General features: G+C 66.2%; 15 protein-coding genes. 6 read left to right on the forward strand and 9 right to left on the reverse strand.

The features are described from left to right. Positions 1–26 precede the first annotated feature (26 nt). From LB557_RS10585 to LB557_RS10605, 5 genes are all read left to right on the forward strand, one after another. Positions 27–986 carry an ABC transporter permease gene (locus LB557_RS10585; protein ID WP_224640928.1) on the forward strand — a complete coding sequence of 320 codons (960 nt, stop codon included), beginning with the start codon at positions 27–29 and terminating at the stop codon, positions 984–986. Then, positions 986–1,825, forward strand: coding sequence for an ABC transporter permease (locus tag LB557_RS10590; RefSeq protein WP_140617422.1), 840 nt, complete (start codon positions 986–988; stop codon positions 1,823–1,825). Before LB557_RS10585 ends, LB557_RS10590 begins: the two co-directional genes overlap by 1 nt. Continuing rightward, the gene (locus LB557_RS10595; protein WP_224640929.1) at positions 1,822–3,570 is read left to right on the forward strand and encodes an ABC transporter ATP-binding protein; all 1,749 of its coding nucleotides are present in this window, start codon (positions 1,822–1,824) and stop codon (positions 3,568–3,570) included. The genes LB557_RS10590 and LB557_RS10595 overlap by 4 nt, the downstream gene beginning before the upstream one ends. Before the next feature lie 250 nt (positions 3,571–3,820). Continuing rightward, on the forward strand, positions 3,821–4,828 hold the full coding sequence (locus LB557_RS10600; RefSeq protein WP_224640930.1) for a serine hydrolase domain-containing protein: 1,008 nt from the start codon (positions 3,821–3,823) through the stop codon (positions 4,826–4,828). Further along, positions 4,828–5,943, forward strand: coding sequence for an anhydro-N-acetylmuramic acid kinase (locus LB557_RS10605; protein WP_224640931.1), 1,116 nt, complete (start codon positions 4,828–4,830; stop codon positions 5,941–5,943). The genes LB557_RS10600 and LB557_RS10605 overlap by 1 nt, the downstream gene beginning before the upstream one ends. On the opposite strand, the gene LB557_RS10610 is transcribed toward LB557_RS10605, so the two are convergent. From LB557_RS10610 to LB557_RS10620, 3 genes are read right to left on the reverse strand one after another with little or no spacing between them, the layout of a single operon-like run. Then, a complete protein-coding gene (locus tag LB557_RS10610) occupies positions 5,944–6,369 on the reverse strand; it encodes a GNAT family N-acetyltransferase (protein ID WP_224582777.1) in 426 nt (141 codons plus the stop codon). A gap of 27 nt (positions 6,370–6,396) precedes the next feature. Beyond that, on the reverse strand, positions 6,397–7,752 hold the full coding sequence (locus LB557_RS10615) for a sigma-54-dependent transcriptional regulator (protein ID WP_224640933.1): 1,356 nt from the start codon (positions 7,750–7,752) through the stop codon (positions 6,397–6,399). Then, positions 7,749–9,704 (reverse strand): ATP-binding protein, encoded by a 1,956-nt coding sequence (locus LB557_RS10620; protein WP_224640935.1) that lies wholly within the window; start codon positions 9,702–9,704, stop codon positions 7,749–7,751. Before LB557_RS10620 ends, LB557_RS10615 begins: the two co-directional genes overlap by 4 nt. 166 nt (positions 9,705–9,870) lie before the next feature. Between LB557_RS10620 and LB557_RS10625 the strand changes: the two genes are divergently transcribed. After that, positions 9,871–11,199 carry a dicarboxylate/amino acid:cation symporter gene (locus LB557_RS10625; RefSeq protein ID WP_224640937.1) on the forward strand — a complete coding sequence of 443 codons (1,329 nt, stop codon included), beginning with the start codon at positions 9,871–9,873 and terminating at the stop codon, positions 11,197–11,199. 173 nt (positions 11,200–11,372) lie between these two features. Here LB557_RS10625 and LB557_RS10630 read toward each other — a convergent pair whose 3' ends face one another. From LB557_RS10630 to LB557_RS10655, 6 genes are read right to left on the reverse strand one after another with little or no spacing between them, the layout of a single operon-like run. Next, a complete protein-coding gene (locus LB557_RS10630; protein ID WP_224640939.1) occupies positions 11,373–12,395 on the reverse strand; it encodes an ROK family protein in 1,023 nt (340 codons plus the stop codon). Further along, positions 12,395–13,117: a ribulose-phosphate 3-epimerase gene (locus LB557_RS10635; RefSeq protein WP_140661532.1), complete on the reverse strand. Its 723-nt coding sequence runs from the start codon at positions 13,115–13,117 to the stop codon at positions 12,395–12,397. Before LB557_RS10635 ends, LB557_RS10630 begins: the two co-directional genes overlap by 1 nt. Further along, complete coding sequence (locus tag LB557_RS10640) at positions 13,114–13,944, reverse strand: alpha/beta fold hydrolase (protein WP_224640941.1); 831 nt, start codon at positions 13,942–13,944, stop codon at positions 13,114–13,116. The genes LB557_RS10635 and LB557_RS10640 overlap by 4 nt, the downstream gene beginning before the upstream one ends. Continuing rightward, positions 13,944–14,762, reverse strand: a complete 819-nt coding sequence (locus tag LB557_RS10645; protein ID WP_224640943.1) for a sugar phosphate isomerase/epimerase family protein — start codon at positions 14,760–14,762, stop codon at positions 13,944–13,946. The genes LB557_RS10640 and LB557_RS10645 overlap by 1 nt, the downstream gene beginning before the upstream one ends. Then, on the reverse strand, positions 14,762–15,838 hold the full coding sequence (locus tag LB557_RS10650) for a Gfo/Idh/MocA family protein (protein ID WP_015318994.1): 1,077 nt from the start codon (positions 15,836–15,838) through the stop codon (positions 14,762–14,764). Before LB557_RS10650 ends, LB557_RS10645 begins: the two co-directional genes overlap by 1 nt. A gap of 4 nt (positions 15,839–15,842) precedes the next feature. Then, on the reverse strand, positions 15,843–16,664 hold the full coding sequence (locus LB557_RS10655; protein WP_140617435.1) for a sugar phosphate isomerase/epimerase family protein: 822 nt from the start codon (positions 16,662–16,664) through the stop codon (positions 15,843–15,845). Positions 16,665–16,670: the final 6 nt, after the last annotated feature.

Raw genomic sequence — 16,670 nt, forward strand, 5'->3', positions numbered from 1 at the left:
GCAACGGGACGAGAGGTCTTCCTGGCGTGAACTATCTCCTGCGACGGCTGGCGACGTTTCCTCTCGTGCTGCTTGGCGTGTCCATCCTGGTCTTCGTCGCGATCCGGATGGTGCCTGGCGATTCGATCACGGCGATGCTGGGCACCGAGGCCGGCCTGCTGACGCCGGCACAACGGGATTCGCTCGCCGCCTATTTCGGCATCGACCAGCCCTGGTTCGTCCAATACTGGCGCTGGATCGGCGGCATCCTGCACGGCAATTTCGGCATATCCGTCACCTATGGCAGGCCGGTTCTCGACGTCATCCTCGAGCGCTTCCCGCTGACCTTGGAGCTGGCGCTCCTCTCTATGATCATCGCGCTCCTGGTCGGCATGCCGGCGGGAATCTACGCCGCCACCCACAGCGAGAAGCTGTCCGACCTCGGTGTGCGCGTCGTCGCCATGATCGGCCAGTCGACGCCGAGCTTCGTGCTTGGCCTGTTGATCATCTACACGCTGTCGGCGGGCTTCGGCGTGCTGCCGGCGATGGGCGAATTCGTGCCGCTCTGGCAGGATCCCTTGCGCAATCTCAGCCAGTTGATCCTGCCCGCCATCACGCTCGGCTTTGCCTTCGCGGCGTCGGTCACCCGCATTGCGCGCTCGGCAATGCTCGACGTGTTGAGCGACGATTATGTGCGCACCGCGCGCAGCAAGGGCGCTTCGGCGCGCAGCGTCATCTGGCGGCATGCGCTTCCCAATGCGCTGATCCCTGTCGTGACGCTGAGCGGCATAGAATTCGGCTACCTCCTGGGCGGCGCCGTCATCGTAGAACAGATCTATGCGCTGCCCGGCCTGGGGCGCATGGTGCTCGACGCCATCCTGCAGCGCGATTACGCGCTGGTGCAGGGCAGCGTGCTTTTCATCGCCTTCAACTTCATGACCGTCAATCTCCTGGTCGACCTCGCCTATGTCGCGCTCGATCCGCGCATCCGGCTGGGGGAACAGTGATGCGCATCCTGCGTGCCATCTTCGGCCATGGCAGCGGCCGCATCGGCGGCGTCATCGTGTGCGTCTATCTGCTGCTTGCCATCCTCGGCCTGCTCGGGCTGACGCCGCACAATCCGATCACGCAGTACCGTATCGACCGGCTGCATGCGCCCAGCGCCGCCTACTGGATGGGCACCGACCTGTTCGGCCGCGACGTCGCCAGCCGCCTGATGGCGGGCATCGGCCAGTCTTTTACCGTCGCCTTCTTCTCGGTGGCCTTCGCGGCGCTTGCCGGAACGATCCTGGGGTTGGCCGCCGCCTGGCTCGGGCGCCGCTGGGACGGCGTCGTGATGCGGATCATGGACGTGCTGCTGGCCTTCCCGGCGATCCTCCTGGCGCTGCTCATCGTCACCGTTGCCGGCCCCGGCACCTGGACTAGCGTCGTTGCCATCGGCATCGTCTACACGCCGATCTTCACCCGCGTGGTGCGCGGCCCCGCGCTGTCGCTCAAGACACGCGAATTCGTCGATGCCGCGCGCACCTTCGGCAGCAGTTCGAGCTATATCGTCACGCGCCACCTGCTGCTCAACCTCGTGGCGCCGTTGACTGTGCAGGTGACGCTGGCGCTCGCCTGGGCGCTGCTGACCGAAGCCGGCTTGAGCTTTCTCGGCCTTGGCACGCAGCCGCCCGCCGCGTCGCTCGGCCTGATGCTGAGCGACAGCCGCAATTTGATGGAAACGGCACCCTGGCTGCTGATCTTCCCAGGCCTGGCGATCATGATCAGCATTCTGGGCTTCAACCTTTTGGGCGACGCCTTGCGCGACATCCTCGACCCGAGGATGCGGAGCGCGTTCGCATGACCCCGCTCTTGTCAGTCTCGGACCTGCGCGTCGGCTTCGGCCGCGACCCCCGGGCCAACGAGGTGGTGCGCGGCGTCGGTTTCGATATCGCCGATGGCGAGACGCTGGCCATTGTCGGCGAAAGCGGCTCGGGCAAGTCGGTGACGGCGCTGTCGATCAACCGGCTCGTCGATTTCGGTGGCGGCCGCATCACTGGCGGCTCGATGAAGCTCAAGCGGGCCAATGGGACCGTCTTCGAGTTGACGACCGCGACCGAACCGCAACTGACCGGCATTCGCGGCGCCGAGATCGGCATGATTTTTCAGGAACCGATGACCTCGCTCAACCCGGTGCTGACCATCGGCACCCAGATCGAGGAATCGTTCCGCCTGCATCGCGGCCTGACCGGCCGGCAGGCTACTGCGGCAGCCAAGGACGCACTCGACCGCGTGCGCATTCCCGATGCCGCAAGGCGGCTGAAATACACGCCCAACCAGCTGTCCGGCGGCATGCTGCAGCGGGTGATGATCGCCATTGCACTGGCCTGCAACCCGCGCCTGCTGATCGCCGACGAGCCGACGACGGCGCTCGACGTTACGGTGCAGGCGCAGATCATGGCGCTGCTTGCCGAGCTGAAGCGCGAAAGCGGCATGTCCGTCATCTTCATCACCCACGATATCGGCCTGGTTGCCGGCATCGCCGACAAGGTGATGGTGATGCAGAACGGACAGGCCGTCGAACAGGGTGAGCTCAACCGGATCCTCGACAGCCCCCAGCATCCCTACACCCAGCATCTGCTGCACGCCGTGCCGCATTTCGCCAGCGGTCGCGCGACGCGCTCGGATGGGCAACGTGACAACGGCGCGAGCGCCGAACCGGCCTTGAAGGTCGATGGCCTCGTGGTTCGGTTTCCCCTCAAGAGCAGTTTCTTCAGCCGCGCCACCGGCGCGGTGCATGCCGTCGACGGCGTCGATTTCGACCTGATGCACGGCGAGACGCTGGCCATCGTCGGCGAGAGCGGTTCGGGCAAATCCACTGCCGCCAAGGCGGTGCTGGGGCTTGTGCGGCCGGCGCGCGGCAGCTTCTCGGTCGGCGCCCGAGCGGCCTCGCCGAGGCGCGGCGCCAGGCCCATGCAGATGGTGTTCCAGAACCCTTATGCCTCTCTCAATCCAAGGCTGGCGATCGAGAGCATTCTGGCGGAACCCGTGATCGCCACCGGCGGCCGGGTGGATGCCGAAACGCGGGCCAGAATGGCGCGCCTGCTGGAACGCGTCGGCCTGCCCAAGAACAGCCTCGAGCGCTATCCGCATGAGTTCTCCGGTGGCCAGCGGCAAAGGCTGTGCATCGCCCGCGCGCTGATGCTCAACCCGTCCGTCGTGGTCCTCGATGAAGCAGTGTCGGCGCTCGATGTGTCGGTGCAGGCCAAGGTGCTGGAGCTGCTGGTCGACTTGCAGCGCGAGTTTGGGCTGGCCTATCTGTTCATCTCGCATGACATGGCGGTGGTCGAGCGGATCGCGCATCGCATCGCCGTCATCTATGCCGGCCAGATCGTCGAGATCGGCGACGCACAGTCCGTGCTGTCGAAGCCGAAGCATTCCTATACGAAGAAGCTTATATCAGCCGTTCCGACCATCGACCGGCGACATGAGCGTTTCGAACTGGATACGCGCCAGGTGCCTTCGCTGGTGCGCCCGAGAGGGTTTGAGCCGGCGCCGGCGCGATGGGAGCAGTTTGGCGGGGATCATATGGCGAGGGTGGAGTTGTGATGGACGGTGCACTGGGATATGCAAGGTCGGCGGGACAGCACCCCCCTCTGGCCTGCCGGCCATCTCCCCCGCAAGGGGGGAGATTAGCAGCTTCGGCATCCCGCCCCTTCCTGCGACGTCGGCGATTGGCGAAAGCCGCTATTACGGCCAATCTCCCCCCTTGCGGGGGAGATGCCCGGCAGGACAGAGGGGGGTGCGAAGGATCGCCGACTTTTCCGTTTGACGACATGCCCACGTGCGGAGGCCGGCATTGAGCCCCCTCGCCCAGCTCTTCGACCGCGCGTTCCAACCGCTCGCGGCGGCAGTGGCGGCCAAGCGCATTCCCGGCGGCGTGCTCGGCCTGGTCGGCAGAAATGGCGAGCGCATCACCAGAGCGATCGGCTCCGCGCAGCTTGTGCCTAAGGTCAGGCCGATGACTGTTGAGACCTGGTTCGACCTGGCGTCGCTGACCAAGGTGATCTTTACCACGCCGCGTATCCTGGCGCTGGCGCAGGACGGCATCATCGATCTCGACGCGCCGCTGATCTCTCTGCTTCCCGACCTTCGCCAGTATGACGCGAACGCATGGGAGCGGGAGGTGACGTTTCGCCAGTGCCTGGGCCACCAGACGCCCTTTCCGGCCGTCGAGCCGATCTACACCTATGGGCGCGACCCCGAACTGCTGCGCGCCTTCGTCCTGCAGCGCGAATGGCGGGCGCGCGACCCTGTCTATTCCGACATCAACTTCATCCTGCTCGGCTTTGCGATGGAGCGGCTGTCGGGCAAGAGCATCCGCGCAGTGGAACCCGGCCCGGGCTTTGCCTGGTTCGCGGAACCCGATGCCGCCGCGGCGACCGAGGACTGCACCTGGCGCCATCGCGTGCTGTCCGGCGAGGTCCACGACGACAATTGCTCGGCGCTGCAGGGCGCCGGCCATGCCGGTCTGTTCGGCACGGCCGCTTCGGTGCTCGATTTCGCCTGGGGATTGCTGGACGGAACCGGCGCATCCGAACGGTTGATCGCGCTGATGCGCGAGCCCCTGTCGGCCACCCGCACCCATGGCTGGGAGCGCCCTTACCAAGGCTGGTCCGGCGGTGCGCTGTGCGGTCCGGGAACGATCGGCCACACCGGCTTCACCGGCACAGGATTGTGGATCGACTTCGACAAGGGCAAGGCGTGGACCTTGCTTACCAACCGGATCCATCCGACACGTCATTTCGACAGCGGCATCGTTCAGCTTCGGCAAGCGGTCGGCGACCTAATCAATGGAGCTCAATGATGGAACCAATCTGGGCCGTCGGCCTGATGACCGGCACGGTGCTTGACGGCAACATCGATGTCGCCCTGATCAAGACCGATGGCGAGCGGATAGACGATTTCGGCACTTACCGGCTGATGCCCTATCCCGCGTCGATCCGGTCGCTGCTGGAAGAGACGCTGGCGGCGGCGCGGGCCTGGAATTTCACTGGGCCGGAACCTGCGATTTTCCGCAAGGCCGAAGAGGCGCTGACGCGCGCGCAGTCGGCGGCGGTGAAGGAACTCGTGGAAGGTTACGGCATGACGATGGCCGAGATCGGGGTCGTCGGCTTCCACGGCCAGACCGTGCTGCATCGCGCGCCGCAGGTCGGACGGCTCGGCCAGACCCGGCAGCTCGGCGACGGCGAGCTCATGCATGCCATCCTCGGCACCAAGGTCGCCTACGATTTCCGCTCGGCCGACATGCGCGCAGGCGGACAAGGCGCGCCTTTGGCTGCCGCCTATCACACCGCGCTGATGCGCGGCGCCGGCGCCAGCGGCGAGGTGGCCGTGCTCAATCTCGGCGGCGTCGCCAACATCACCTGGTGGGACGGCGCCGACAATGTCATCGCCTTCGACACAGGCCCCGCCAACGCGCCGCTCAACGATTTCATCAAGTCGAAAGGGTTCGGCGAAATGGACCGCGACGGCGCACTTGGCGGCGCGGGAAAGGTGGACGAAGCCCGCCTCGCCAAGCTGCTGCAGCATCCCTATCTGACCAAGCCGTACCCAAAGTCACTCGACCGTTTCGACTTCGGCGCGGCCATGGCCGATGGCCTGAGCGCCGAGGATGGCGCGGCCCTGCTCACCGCCTTCACGGCGTCCGCTGTCGGCAAGGCGCTCGACCTTCTGCCCAGCCGGCCGAAGAAGCTGGTGGTCAGCGGTGGAGGTCGCCACAACCCGACAATGATGGCGATGCTCGCCAGCCGCGCCGAGGTCGAGGTCGTACTGGCCGAAAGCCTCGGCTGGAGCGGCGACGCGGTGGAGGCGGAGTGTTTTGCCTTCCTCGCGGTTCGCGTGCTGCGCGGCCTGCCGATCAGTTTCCCGAGCACGACGGGCGCGCCGCGGCCGATGCGCGGCGGAAAGCTGGCTGGCTGATCAGTCGACCAGTTTCTTCCGCAGGAAGATGCGGCTGCGGCCGACAGGGAAATCGGCCAGCGTCCCGAAAGGCTGGTAGCCTTGCCTCTGATAGACCTTGGCGGCGTTGGGATTGAATGTGTCGATCCAGGCGTTTTGGCAGCCGCGCGCCACGGCTTCGCGTTCGGCCGCGTCGAGCATCCGGCCTGCCATGTGCTGGCCGCGCAGCCCTTCGTCGACCCACAGCCACTGCACGTAGAGCCAGCCCCAGGCGGTGTAGCCTGAAATGCCGGCGACGATCGCCCCGATCTCGTCGCGCACGAACACCGCCAGCGCCTTCTTTTCGGACGCGCCGACATCGCCGTCGTTGAACGCCGTCAGCCGTTCACTGAGAAAGGCGAGTTCTTCCGGCAGGGGATCGGCGGTCGTTTCAAGTGTCGTGTTCATGGCTTTCGCGATACTCGCTTGGAAAGATCAAGAGGGACGGAAATCAGATGCGGCGATGCCATAGCGCTTGAGCTTGTCGTAGAACGTCTTGCGCGGCACGCCGAGCGCGTCGATGGCGCCGCGCACGTCGCCGCCATGGTCGCGCAGCGCGTCGCGGATGAGCTGCGCCTCGTAATGCCCGACCCGCTCCGGCAGTGCGGCGGCGGGCGCTGGCAATCGTGCGGGCGAGAACCTGGTTTCGTCATCGGGACCAAGACCGAGCGCGACGCGATCGGCGAAATGGGCGAGTTCGCGCACATTGCCCGGCCAGTCGTGCGACTGGAGATGATGGCTCACGGCGGCGTTCACCTTGGCGACAGGCCGGCCAAACCGTTTCGCCGCCTTGCCAAGGAAGTGGCCGAACAGCATCTCGATATCGCCGCGCCGCTCGCGCAGCGGCGGAATGCGCAGCGTCACCACGTTGAGGCGGAAATAGAGATCCTCGCGAAAATCGCCGCGCTGGTCCTGCCGGCCGAGATCGACCTTGGTCGCCGCGACGACCCGGAGATCGAGGCGCCTTGTTTCGTTCGAGCCGAGCGGGGTGAGGCTGCGCGTCTCCAGCACCCGCAACAGCTTGACCTGCAGGGCCGGCGGCATGGATTCGATCTCGTCGAGGAACAGCGTGCCGCCGCTGGAATGCTCTATGCTGCCGATCCGCCGTCGCTGCGCCCCGGTAAACGCGCCGGCCTCGTGGCCGAACAGCTCGCTTTCGATGACGGTTTCGGGCAGAGCGCCGCAGTTCAGTGCCACGAACGGCTTTGCACGCCGCCGGCCCCACCGGTGCAGGAGGTCGGCCACCACTTCCTTGCCGGTTCCGGTCTCGCCTTCCACCAGCACGTCGACGTCCATGTCGGCAATCTGGCGCAAGGTCTCGCGCAACCGCCTTATGGCCGGCGCTTCGCCGATCAACGGCATGCCGTCCGCGGCAAGTGCGGCGGCTTCGCGGAGCCGCCGGTTTTCCATCACCAGCCCCCGTTTCTCCGATGCACGCTTCAGCGCCTCCACCAGACGCTCCCCCGCATAGGGTTTCGGGATGAAATCATAGACCCCATCCTTGAGCGCGGCGACCGCAAGATCGACATCGCCGTGCCCGGTGACCAGGATCACCGGCAAGTCGGGATCAACAGCCTTGACGCGGTCGAAGAGTTGCAGCCCATTCATGCCGGGCATGCGGATGTCGCTGACGACCACACCCTCGAAGTCCCTGTCGACGACACCAAGCGCTGCCTCGGCGGCGTCGAGCCCGATCACCGTGAAGCCGGCAAGTTCGAGCAGTTGCGTGGTGGCATGCAGCAGATCCGCATCGTCGTCGACGAGCGCGACCAGCCCTGATCCCTGCGTCATTCGATCCGCCTCAAGTCGATGGTGAAGGATGCGCCGCTGGCGGTGCCGGGGTCGAGCCGCAGCGTGCCGCCCAATTCCTGGGCGATCTCCTGCGAGATCACCAGGCCGAGGCCAAGCCCCTTCTCCTTGGTGGTCTGGAACGGCATGAACAGATTGGCGGCGGCGTCCTGATCGAGGCCGGGGCCATTGTCGCGCACCGAAATCAGCACGCGGTCGCCGCGTTCGGCGAGGTCGATCTCAATGCGGGGATCAGGCCGGTCCTTCATGGCGTCCAGCGCGTTCTGCAACAGGTTCACGAGGATCTGCTCCAGCCGGATGCGGCTTGCCATCACCAATGGCGATGCGGTGCCGCCCGGCTTGACGATGGTGACGCCGGAATCGCGGATGCGGCCGGACAGCAGCGACAGCGCGCCCTCGATCGCCTCGCGTACCGGCAAGGGCGAGGCAGCGACGCCAGGCCGTCGCGCAAAGGTGCGCAGCGTGCTGGTGATCGCGCCGATGCGCTCGGTCATCGAGACGATCGAGGTCAGGTTGCCGCTTGCCGGTTCGGTCTTGCCGGCCTCGAGAAAGCGGCGGGCATTCTCGGCATAGGTGCGGATGGCGGCGACCGGCTGATTGATCTCATGCGCCACGCCGGCGGCGATCTGGCCGAGGATGGAGAGCCGGTTGGCCTGGGCAAGATCGTCGCGCAGCCGGCGGACCTTGGCCTCGGCGTTTTCGCGCTCGGCGATTTCGCCGGCAAGGGCCGTGTTCGATCGCGTCAGTTCGGCGGTCCGGGAACTGACCCGGCTTTCGAGTTCGGCATTCATGCGCGCCAGCGCCTCCTGCCGCAGCCGGCGTGTGCGCCGGCGCCGGGTGAACACATAGGCAAGCAGCCCCATCAGCAGCAGCCCGAGCAGTGTCGTCAGGCGCGCCGTGTTGGCGGCGGCGGTCAAGGCGGCATCGGCGGGCGTCAGCAGCCACAGGCGCCAGCCGGGGACGGCACCGGGCAAGTCCTGCACCACCTCGACGAACCGGCGCGATTTTCCGGCTTCTTCGATCGTCGCCAAGCCGTCACCGGCGCCACGCCGTATCGGCAGCGGCTCGAAGGCGGCGTCGACCAGTTGAAGCTGGTCATGCGCCGCGGCGGCATCCGCCGCGGAGAGCGGCGCCAGCGCATGGAACCGCCAGTCGGGCTGGCTGGTGGCCAGAACGACGCCGCGCTCGTCGGTGACGAAAACGAGAAAGCCGCTCGCCCGCCAATTGGCTTCGACACCGCCGAGTTCGACCTTCAGAACCGCGACGCCAAGCGGTTTGCCACCGTCGTCGACACGGCCGGCAAGGTAGAGTCCCGGCTTGCCGCTGATCGTGCCGAGGCCATACTGGCTGGCCGCGCCCTTGGCCATCGCATCGGTGAAATAGTGGCGAAAATTATAATCGATGCCGACAAAGCTGTCCGGCTGGCCGGCATTGCTGGCCGATATCGCCATGCCCGCCTTATCGATGACATAGATGGCCGAGGCCGACGCATCGCCGGCTATGGCCTTCAGCTTGGCGTCGAGCGCTGTTTCCTCGACTTTCCCGGCACGGCGGAGCGCATCACGCACCGCATCGTCGCGCGCCAGCACCAGCGGCACGAGACGTTGCTTTTCGATTTCGCCGGTCAGGGTTCCGGCCGCCAGCGGCAAGGCGGCCAATGCCCCGTCGCGCAGGTCATCGGCGGCCTGACCCTCGGCGATGCGCCCGGTGGTGGCAACCGCGCCGGCAAGCAGAGCGAGCGCTATTGCCGCAAACAGCCAACGGCCGCGCAGGCGCGCTACCGCTTCGCGCAGCAGGTCGCGGCCGGCAAACCCGGGGGATCCGCTATCGATGCGCTGTTGTGGCGTCGGCCCTCTCCCTTTGCTCCCCGGCTTTGCCCCCAGTCTAATGCGAAATTCCGCCCGGGCAAACAAGGCCTGTGCGGAAATCCGCACAACTCCCCGTCAAAGGCAAGGCAGGAACGGCTGAACCCAGGGATTCCGGCCTATCCGGCATCTGGCACAGCGTTTGCAAACATCCGTGCAGCGGCGGGCGACCGGAACGCCGCGATGGGAGAAGTCACGCAGGGCGGGTTCCGTCCATCCGGCCAGGGAGAGTTCGATGCATATCCCAGACCAATCCGCCGCGCCCGCCGCGCAGCGCAAGCCCCTCTATGCCCAGCTCTACGTCCAGGTGCTGGTGGCGATCACCGTCGGCATCCTGCTCGGCCATTACTATCCGGCGATCGGCGAGAGCATGAAGCCGCTCGGCGACGCCTTCATCAAGCTGGTCAAGATGATCATCGCCCCGGTCATCTTCCTGACGGTGGCAACCGGCATCGCCGGCATGAGCGACCTGCAGAAAGTCGGCCGCGTCGCCGGCAAGGCGATGCTCTACTTCCTCACCTTCTCGACGCTGGCGCTGATCATCGGCCTTGTCGTGGCCAATGTCGTGCAGCCGGGCGCCGGCTTCAACATCGACCCGGCGACGCTCGACGCCTCGACGGTCAACACTTACGCCGCCAAGGCACATGACCAGTCGGTCACCGGCTTCCTGATGAACATCATTCCCGGCACGATCGTCGGCGCCTTCGCCGACGGCGACATTCTGCAGGTGCTGTTCTTCTCGGTGCTGTTCGGCATCGCGCTGGCGCTGGTCGGCGAGAAGGGCACGCCGGTGCTCAATTTCCTGCAGGCGCTGATGGCGCCGATGTTCAAGCTGGTCAGCGTGCTGATGAAGGCAGCCCCGATCGGCGCCTTCGGTGCGATGGCCTTCACCATCGGCAAATACGGTATCGGCTCGGTCATCAACCTCGCCATGCTGGTCGGAACCTTCTACGCGACCTCGTTCCTGTTCGTGTTCGTCGTGCTCGGTGCCGTGTGCCGCTACAACGGCTTCTCGATCCTGTCGCTGATCCGCTACATCAAGGAAGAGCTGCTGCTGGTGCTCGGCACCTCGTCGTCGGAAGCGGCATTGCCCTCGCTGATGGAGAAGATGGAGAAGGCCGGTGCCAAGCGTTCGGTGGTCGGACTGGTCATCCCGACCGGCTATTCCTTCAATCTCGACGGCACCAACATCTACATGACGCTTGCCGCCCTGTTCATCGCCCAGGCGACGAACATCCATCTGTCGATATCAGACCAGATCCTGCTGCTGCTGGTGGCGATGTTGTCGTCCAAGGGTGCCGCCGGCATCACCGGGGCAGGCTTCATAACCTTGGCCGCCACGCTTTCGGTGGTTCCCTCGGTGCCGGTCGCCGGCATGGCGCTGATCCTCGGCGTCGACCGCTTCATGTCGGAATGCCGGGCGCTGACCAACTTCGTCGGCAATGCGGTGGCGACGCTGGTGGTGGCGCGCTGGGAAGGCGAACTCGACGAAGCGAAGCTGGCGAGAGCGCTGGCTGGGACCGCCGACGACAGCCTGCCGGCGGACATCGTTCCCGCCGAGTGATCCACGGTTTCATACGACGGACAATGGCCGCAAGCACGCCGCTTGCGGCCATGGTCATGTTTCATCGCTATCAGGCGGCTTTGCGCAGCGGTGGCACGGCCTTGCCATCTGCCACGAGGGGTCGCAGCGCGACGGACCGGCTTGCGGCGAGACAGGACCGCGCCAGCTTGAGCTCAGCCGTTGAAGTCCCTCCGCGTGTCCGGATATGTGCTTGGGCCGACAGGCATGGGAGCCGCCAACGTGCCCAAATCATCGAACAGGACGAGGCTGGCCGCGCCGACCAGCCCGGCATGGCGGCCGAGCCGGGCCTGGACGACCGGCACGTCGCGATAGGCGCGCATGGCGCGCTGGCGGATGGTCGCCCCGATGACGGGCGCCATCAGGTCGAAGCCATTGGCGATGCCGCCGCCAACGACCAGCACGTCGGGCGAATATAGGTGCAAAAGGTTGGTGAAGCCGACGCCCAGCCAGCGCGCCTCCTCCTCGAGCAGAGCCAGAGCGAGGTCGTCCTGCAGCCGCGCGGCCTCGACCACGTGGCGACCCATGACCTCGGCGTTGGCCGAGAGGCGGCGCAGCGTCGAACCGTCCAAAGGAGACGTTGCGGCATTGGCGCGGCGGCCGAGCGCGGTTCCCGAAGCGATCGCCTCGAAGCAGCCGACGACGCCGCACACGCAGCGCTCGCCTTCGTTGGTGATGGTCATGTGGCCGATCTCCGCGGCAAGACCGCGACGGCCGTGCAGGATGCGTCCGTCGGCGACGACGCCACCGCCGATCCCGGTCGAGACGGTGACGAAGACCAGGGAGCGCGCACCGTGGCCGGCGCCGAAGCGCCATTCGCCGAGCGCTGCCGCATTGGCGTCGTTCTCCAGCCGCACCGGCAGGCCGAGCCGCCGCTCGAGGATGTCGGCCAGCGGCACGTCCTGCCAGCCGGCCAGCGTCGGCGGTCCGACGGCGATGCCGGCCAGCGGATCGAGCGGGCCCGGCGCACCGACGCCGACGCCGAGGATCGACAGCCCCGGCGCTTCGGCATGAATGGTCGCGGCCAGCGCCTCGATCTGGCCGATCACCACGTCGGGGCCGGCCTGCGCCTGCGTCGGCACAGCCGCGAAGGCCAGGATCTTGCCGTCACGGTCGACCAGGGCGGCACGAAGCTCGGTGCCGCCAAGATCGATCGCGAGGGCGACTTCAATGCTCATCAGGCCGCGACCTTCAGACCATGCAGCCAGCCGATGCGGCTGGCGAGATCCTCGTCGCCGAAAGCGAGCGAACCGAGCACCACGGTCTCGGCGCCAGCGGCGCGCAGCAGCGGCACGGTTTCGTGGCGGATGCCGCCATCGGCGGCGAGCACCACGGCCGACTCACGACCAGCGTTCCTCAGGATGGCGCGGGCTTCGCCCAGCCTGTCACAGGCCTTCTCCGACAGGCCCTGGCCCTTGACGCCGATCGCGGTTCCAAGAAGCGTGACGAACGCCACTTCGGAGACGAAAGGCTTCATCGCCTCTACAGGGGTCTCCAGCCTCAGCACGACGCCGGCCTCGGCGCCGAGTTCATGCGCCAGCCGCACCGCGCGCAGACCCGCCTCGCCGTTCTCGGCATGGACGCTGATCATGTCGGCGCCGGCCTCGATGAACTGGCGCGTCTGTTCTTCGACGATTGCTTGGTCGACCATCAGATGGACGTGGACGGGCCTGGCCGTCAGTTTGGCGATACGGGCGACGAGATCGGGGAAGAACAGGAAGGACGGCGCGAAATGGCCGTCCGCGACGTCGATGTGGTGCACATCGACATAGGGTTCGATGCGCTGCAAGTCGCTCTCGAAATTGGCGAGATTGGCCGACCACGATGAGAATTCGGCGATCAGACGGTCGCGCGGCAGTGCGGCGATGGCGGCCGGGCCTGACAAAGGTTTCGAGATCATGATTGGTCCTGGTTGTTGAAATTTCTATCGAGAAAGCCGCCGATGGCGGCGCGGATTTCGGTGAAATGGCGATCCTTGTCGGCGGCTTTCGGCGTCACCTCGGTGAAGGCGGCGCCGGGGATGGTCTCAGCCAGTTCGCGGGCGGTCGCCAGGGGATGGACGAGGTCTATGCCGCTGCCGACGACGAGCGTCGGGATTGCGAGGCCGGTCGCCATCGCCCGCGTCACGCCAGGCCCGTCATTGGCGATCGCCTGCATCACCTCGGCAAAAACGCTCGCGTTTTCACGCGCGAAGAAGCCGAGCAACGAGGCGAGATTGTCCGGCGCCTCGCTGCGAAAGCGGGCCGCCGTTGCCGAAGCCGCGAAGATGTCGCGCGCCTCTTCCAGCGGGTGGTCGCGGATGAGTTCCGCCACTTCGACGTAAGGGCGCATGTTTTGCGGGGCCGCGTCGAAGGTCCAGGCCGGGCGCACCAGCACAAGAGCGGTGACGCGAGCCGGGTGGCGGGCCGCCAGGTGCAGTGCAATGGCGGCGCCCATCGAGATGCCACCGGCAACGAAGCGCTCAATGCCAGCTGCATCGGCAGCGGCGAGCACATCGTTGGCGAACATCCCGATCGAAAACGGACGCTTGCCGCCGGCACCTGAGCCGCCCTGCGCGCGGCATTCCACAGTCAGCCGGCGGCGCGACGGACTGTCGGGAAAGTTCAGCGCCACCTGCGCGGCATCGCCGCCGAGGCCATGCTGGAAGACGATGGGAAGCCCCTGCCCCGTGTCGAAGACGTGGAGCGCAGCGTCGTCGCGCAGCATGATCGTCGGCGCGGCACCCATCAGAGCAGCCCCCGCAGGATGGTTGCGACGCCAGGAGCCTCGTCGGCGGACAAGCCGTGGGTGACGAGCGCGCCATCGAAACCCACCCCCTTCAGCCGCGCGACGAAATCCGGGAAGTCGACGACACCCTGGCCTGATGTTGCGAAGCGGCCGTCGGCAAAACGATCCTTGGCGTGCGCCATGGCGATGTGGCCAGCGGCCTCATCGATCGCGGCGGCGACGATGGCTCTCGCTTCATCGGGCTTTGCATGCTCGAACAGGTTGGCGGGGTCGAGCACGATCTTCAGATGCTTCGAACCCATCTCGGCGATCAGCCGGGTCGCATCCATGGCCGAGGTGACGATGTTGGCCTGCTCGGGCTCAATACCGAGATCGACGCCGGCCTCCTCGGCCAGCGCCAGTGCCTTCGCCATTTCGACGGCCATGTCGGACCAGGCCGACGGATCGGCATTGTCGGGATGGTATGCCCATTGGTCGGCTGCGTTGCGCGAGCCGGTGCAGAGCGTCACCAGCGGGATGTCGAGCTTGACTGCAGTGTCGATGACCACCGCCAGGCGCCTCAGCCCGTCGTCGCGCGCAGCCTTGTCGGGATGCGCCATGTTGTAGGTGCCCGACAGCGCGGCCAGCGAAACGCCTGACGATCGCGCGGCGGCACCAATGGCGGCGACGGCATTCGCCGGCACGGCATCCGGCATCGACGGCAGGCCGGCGCAGGCGAGATTGAACTGCGTCGTCTCGTAGCCGGCCTGCTTCACGGCAGCCAGCACGGTGGCCGGGTCGGTGCCCGCAAATGTCTTGGCGAAGATGCCGAGGCGCATCAGGCCGCACCCGAAACCGAGGCAAGCTCGATCCGCTCGCCAGTCTCCACAGAGCGCGCAATTGCCACCATGGCGCGGATCGACGCAATGCCGTCCCCGACATTGGCGCCGCGCATCGGCGCGCCGGTGAGCACGGTGTCGGCAAGGCCCTCGAGCTGGCGACGGAAGAAGTGGCCGTCGGCACCAAGCGGTTTTCGCGAGGTCGCGTCCTTCTCATGGAAGATGTCGACCTCGCTGGCGCGGAAATACCAAGGATTGAAGGTTTTGGCGATGACGGAACCGTTCTCGCCATAGAGCTGAAACCCTTCGTGCCAGTCCATGCGCACGGCGACGGTGAGGTCGAGATGGCCGAGCGCGCCGCTGGCGAATTCGGTTTCGACGAACCAGCAATAGGCGCCGAAGCGCTCGTTGAGGCGGGCGCGCACGGCAACGATGTCGCCACAGAGGAAGCGGGCGGTGTCAACCAAATGCGATCCGTGCGCCAGCATGAAATATCGCCTGAGATCAGCCTTGGGATTTCCGCCGGGCTTTTTTGCGAGCTTGCTGGTGACTGGCAGCGGCTGCACGGCGTCGGTGTTGGTGTAGCGGTGGGTGGAGTCGCAATACCAGGCCTTCAGTGCCAGCACCTCGCCCATCTCGTCGCGAACGAAGTCGCGGGCGGCCTCCAGCGCCGGATCGAAGCGCTTCATGTGGCCGACCTGCAGCACCTTGCCGGAGCGCTTGACCGCCTCTGCCAAGGCCTCGCCTTCCTCGACCGAGGTACCGATCGGCTTTTCGCAGAGAACATGCTTGCCGGCATCGAGCGCCTTGATCGACATTGGCACGTGATAGGCATCCGACGTGGCGACGATGACTGCTTCGAGCTCGGGATCTGCGAGCATGGCGTCATAGTCGGCATACATCTTCTTTGGTTCATAGGTGGCGCCCATGCGGGCGAGCAAATCGGGTGCCGCATCGCAGATGGCGTAGAGGTCGGCATTGCCGGCCTTGACGCAGGATTCCAGATGCGCGAACTGGGCGATCGGGCCGCAGCCGAGCACACCGACCCTGAGGCGTCTGTCCTGTTTCTTGATCATCGTCTCAGGCCCCGTAGCCGCGCATCGTCCGGCGGTTGGTCTTGACCGCGCCGGCCGGATCGGCGGCGGCGGTGTCGGATTCTTCTTCCAGCACCAGCCAGCCGTTGAAGTTCGGCGCGGTACCGGCGATCTCGATGACCTGAGGCGTGTCGCATACGCCTTGGCCCAGCATCGCCCAGGTGCCGTCGGCATCGACGTCCTTGAGGTGGATGTAGCGGATGCGGTCGCGGTAGGTGGTGAGCGTGTCGGCCATGTCCCTGTGGCCGCGCAGGATGTGACCGGTATCCGGCACCCAGCCGACCAGATCGGGGTCGAGCAAGGCAAAAATCGCGTCGTAATCGGCGCGGTCGAACAGCAGCGTGTTGTGGTGCGAACTCGGATGCACCGCCACCTGGACACCCGCCTTGCGGCCGAGTTCGCCGGCCTTGTTGTAAACCTCGGCCGCGACAGCGAATTTGTCGTGGCGTGGCCCGTCGGAGACGACGGTGGCCGAGCCCATCGACACCAGCGCATCGGGAAAGTTTGCCACGAAATCGATCCAGCGCCTGGCGGTTTCGAGATCGGTGCCGATCCCGTCCTTGAGCGTGAAGCCGCTCCTGGAGCCGAAGGCGAAGGAAACGAGCGCCAGACCGGACGACTTCAGCGCGGCGGCGAACTCGGTGGGTTTGCCGGCATAGTGGCCGATCATGGTGTCGGTGATCTCGATGCCGGCATAGCCACCATCGGCGATCGCCTTCAACAGATCGTCGGGGCCGCCGGTGAACCGGTCTCCCAGCATTTCCCAGGTGAAGGTCTGGCAGCCGACTTTGAGGTCTTCCACGTTCATCCTTTC

The organism is Mesorhizobium sp. BR115XR7A, from assembly GCF_020165315.1.
GTDB lineage: Bacteria > Pseudomonadota > Alphaproteobacteria > Rhizobiales > Rhizobiaceae > Mesorhizobium > Mesorhizobium australicum.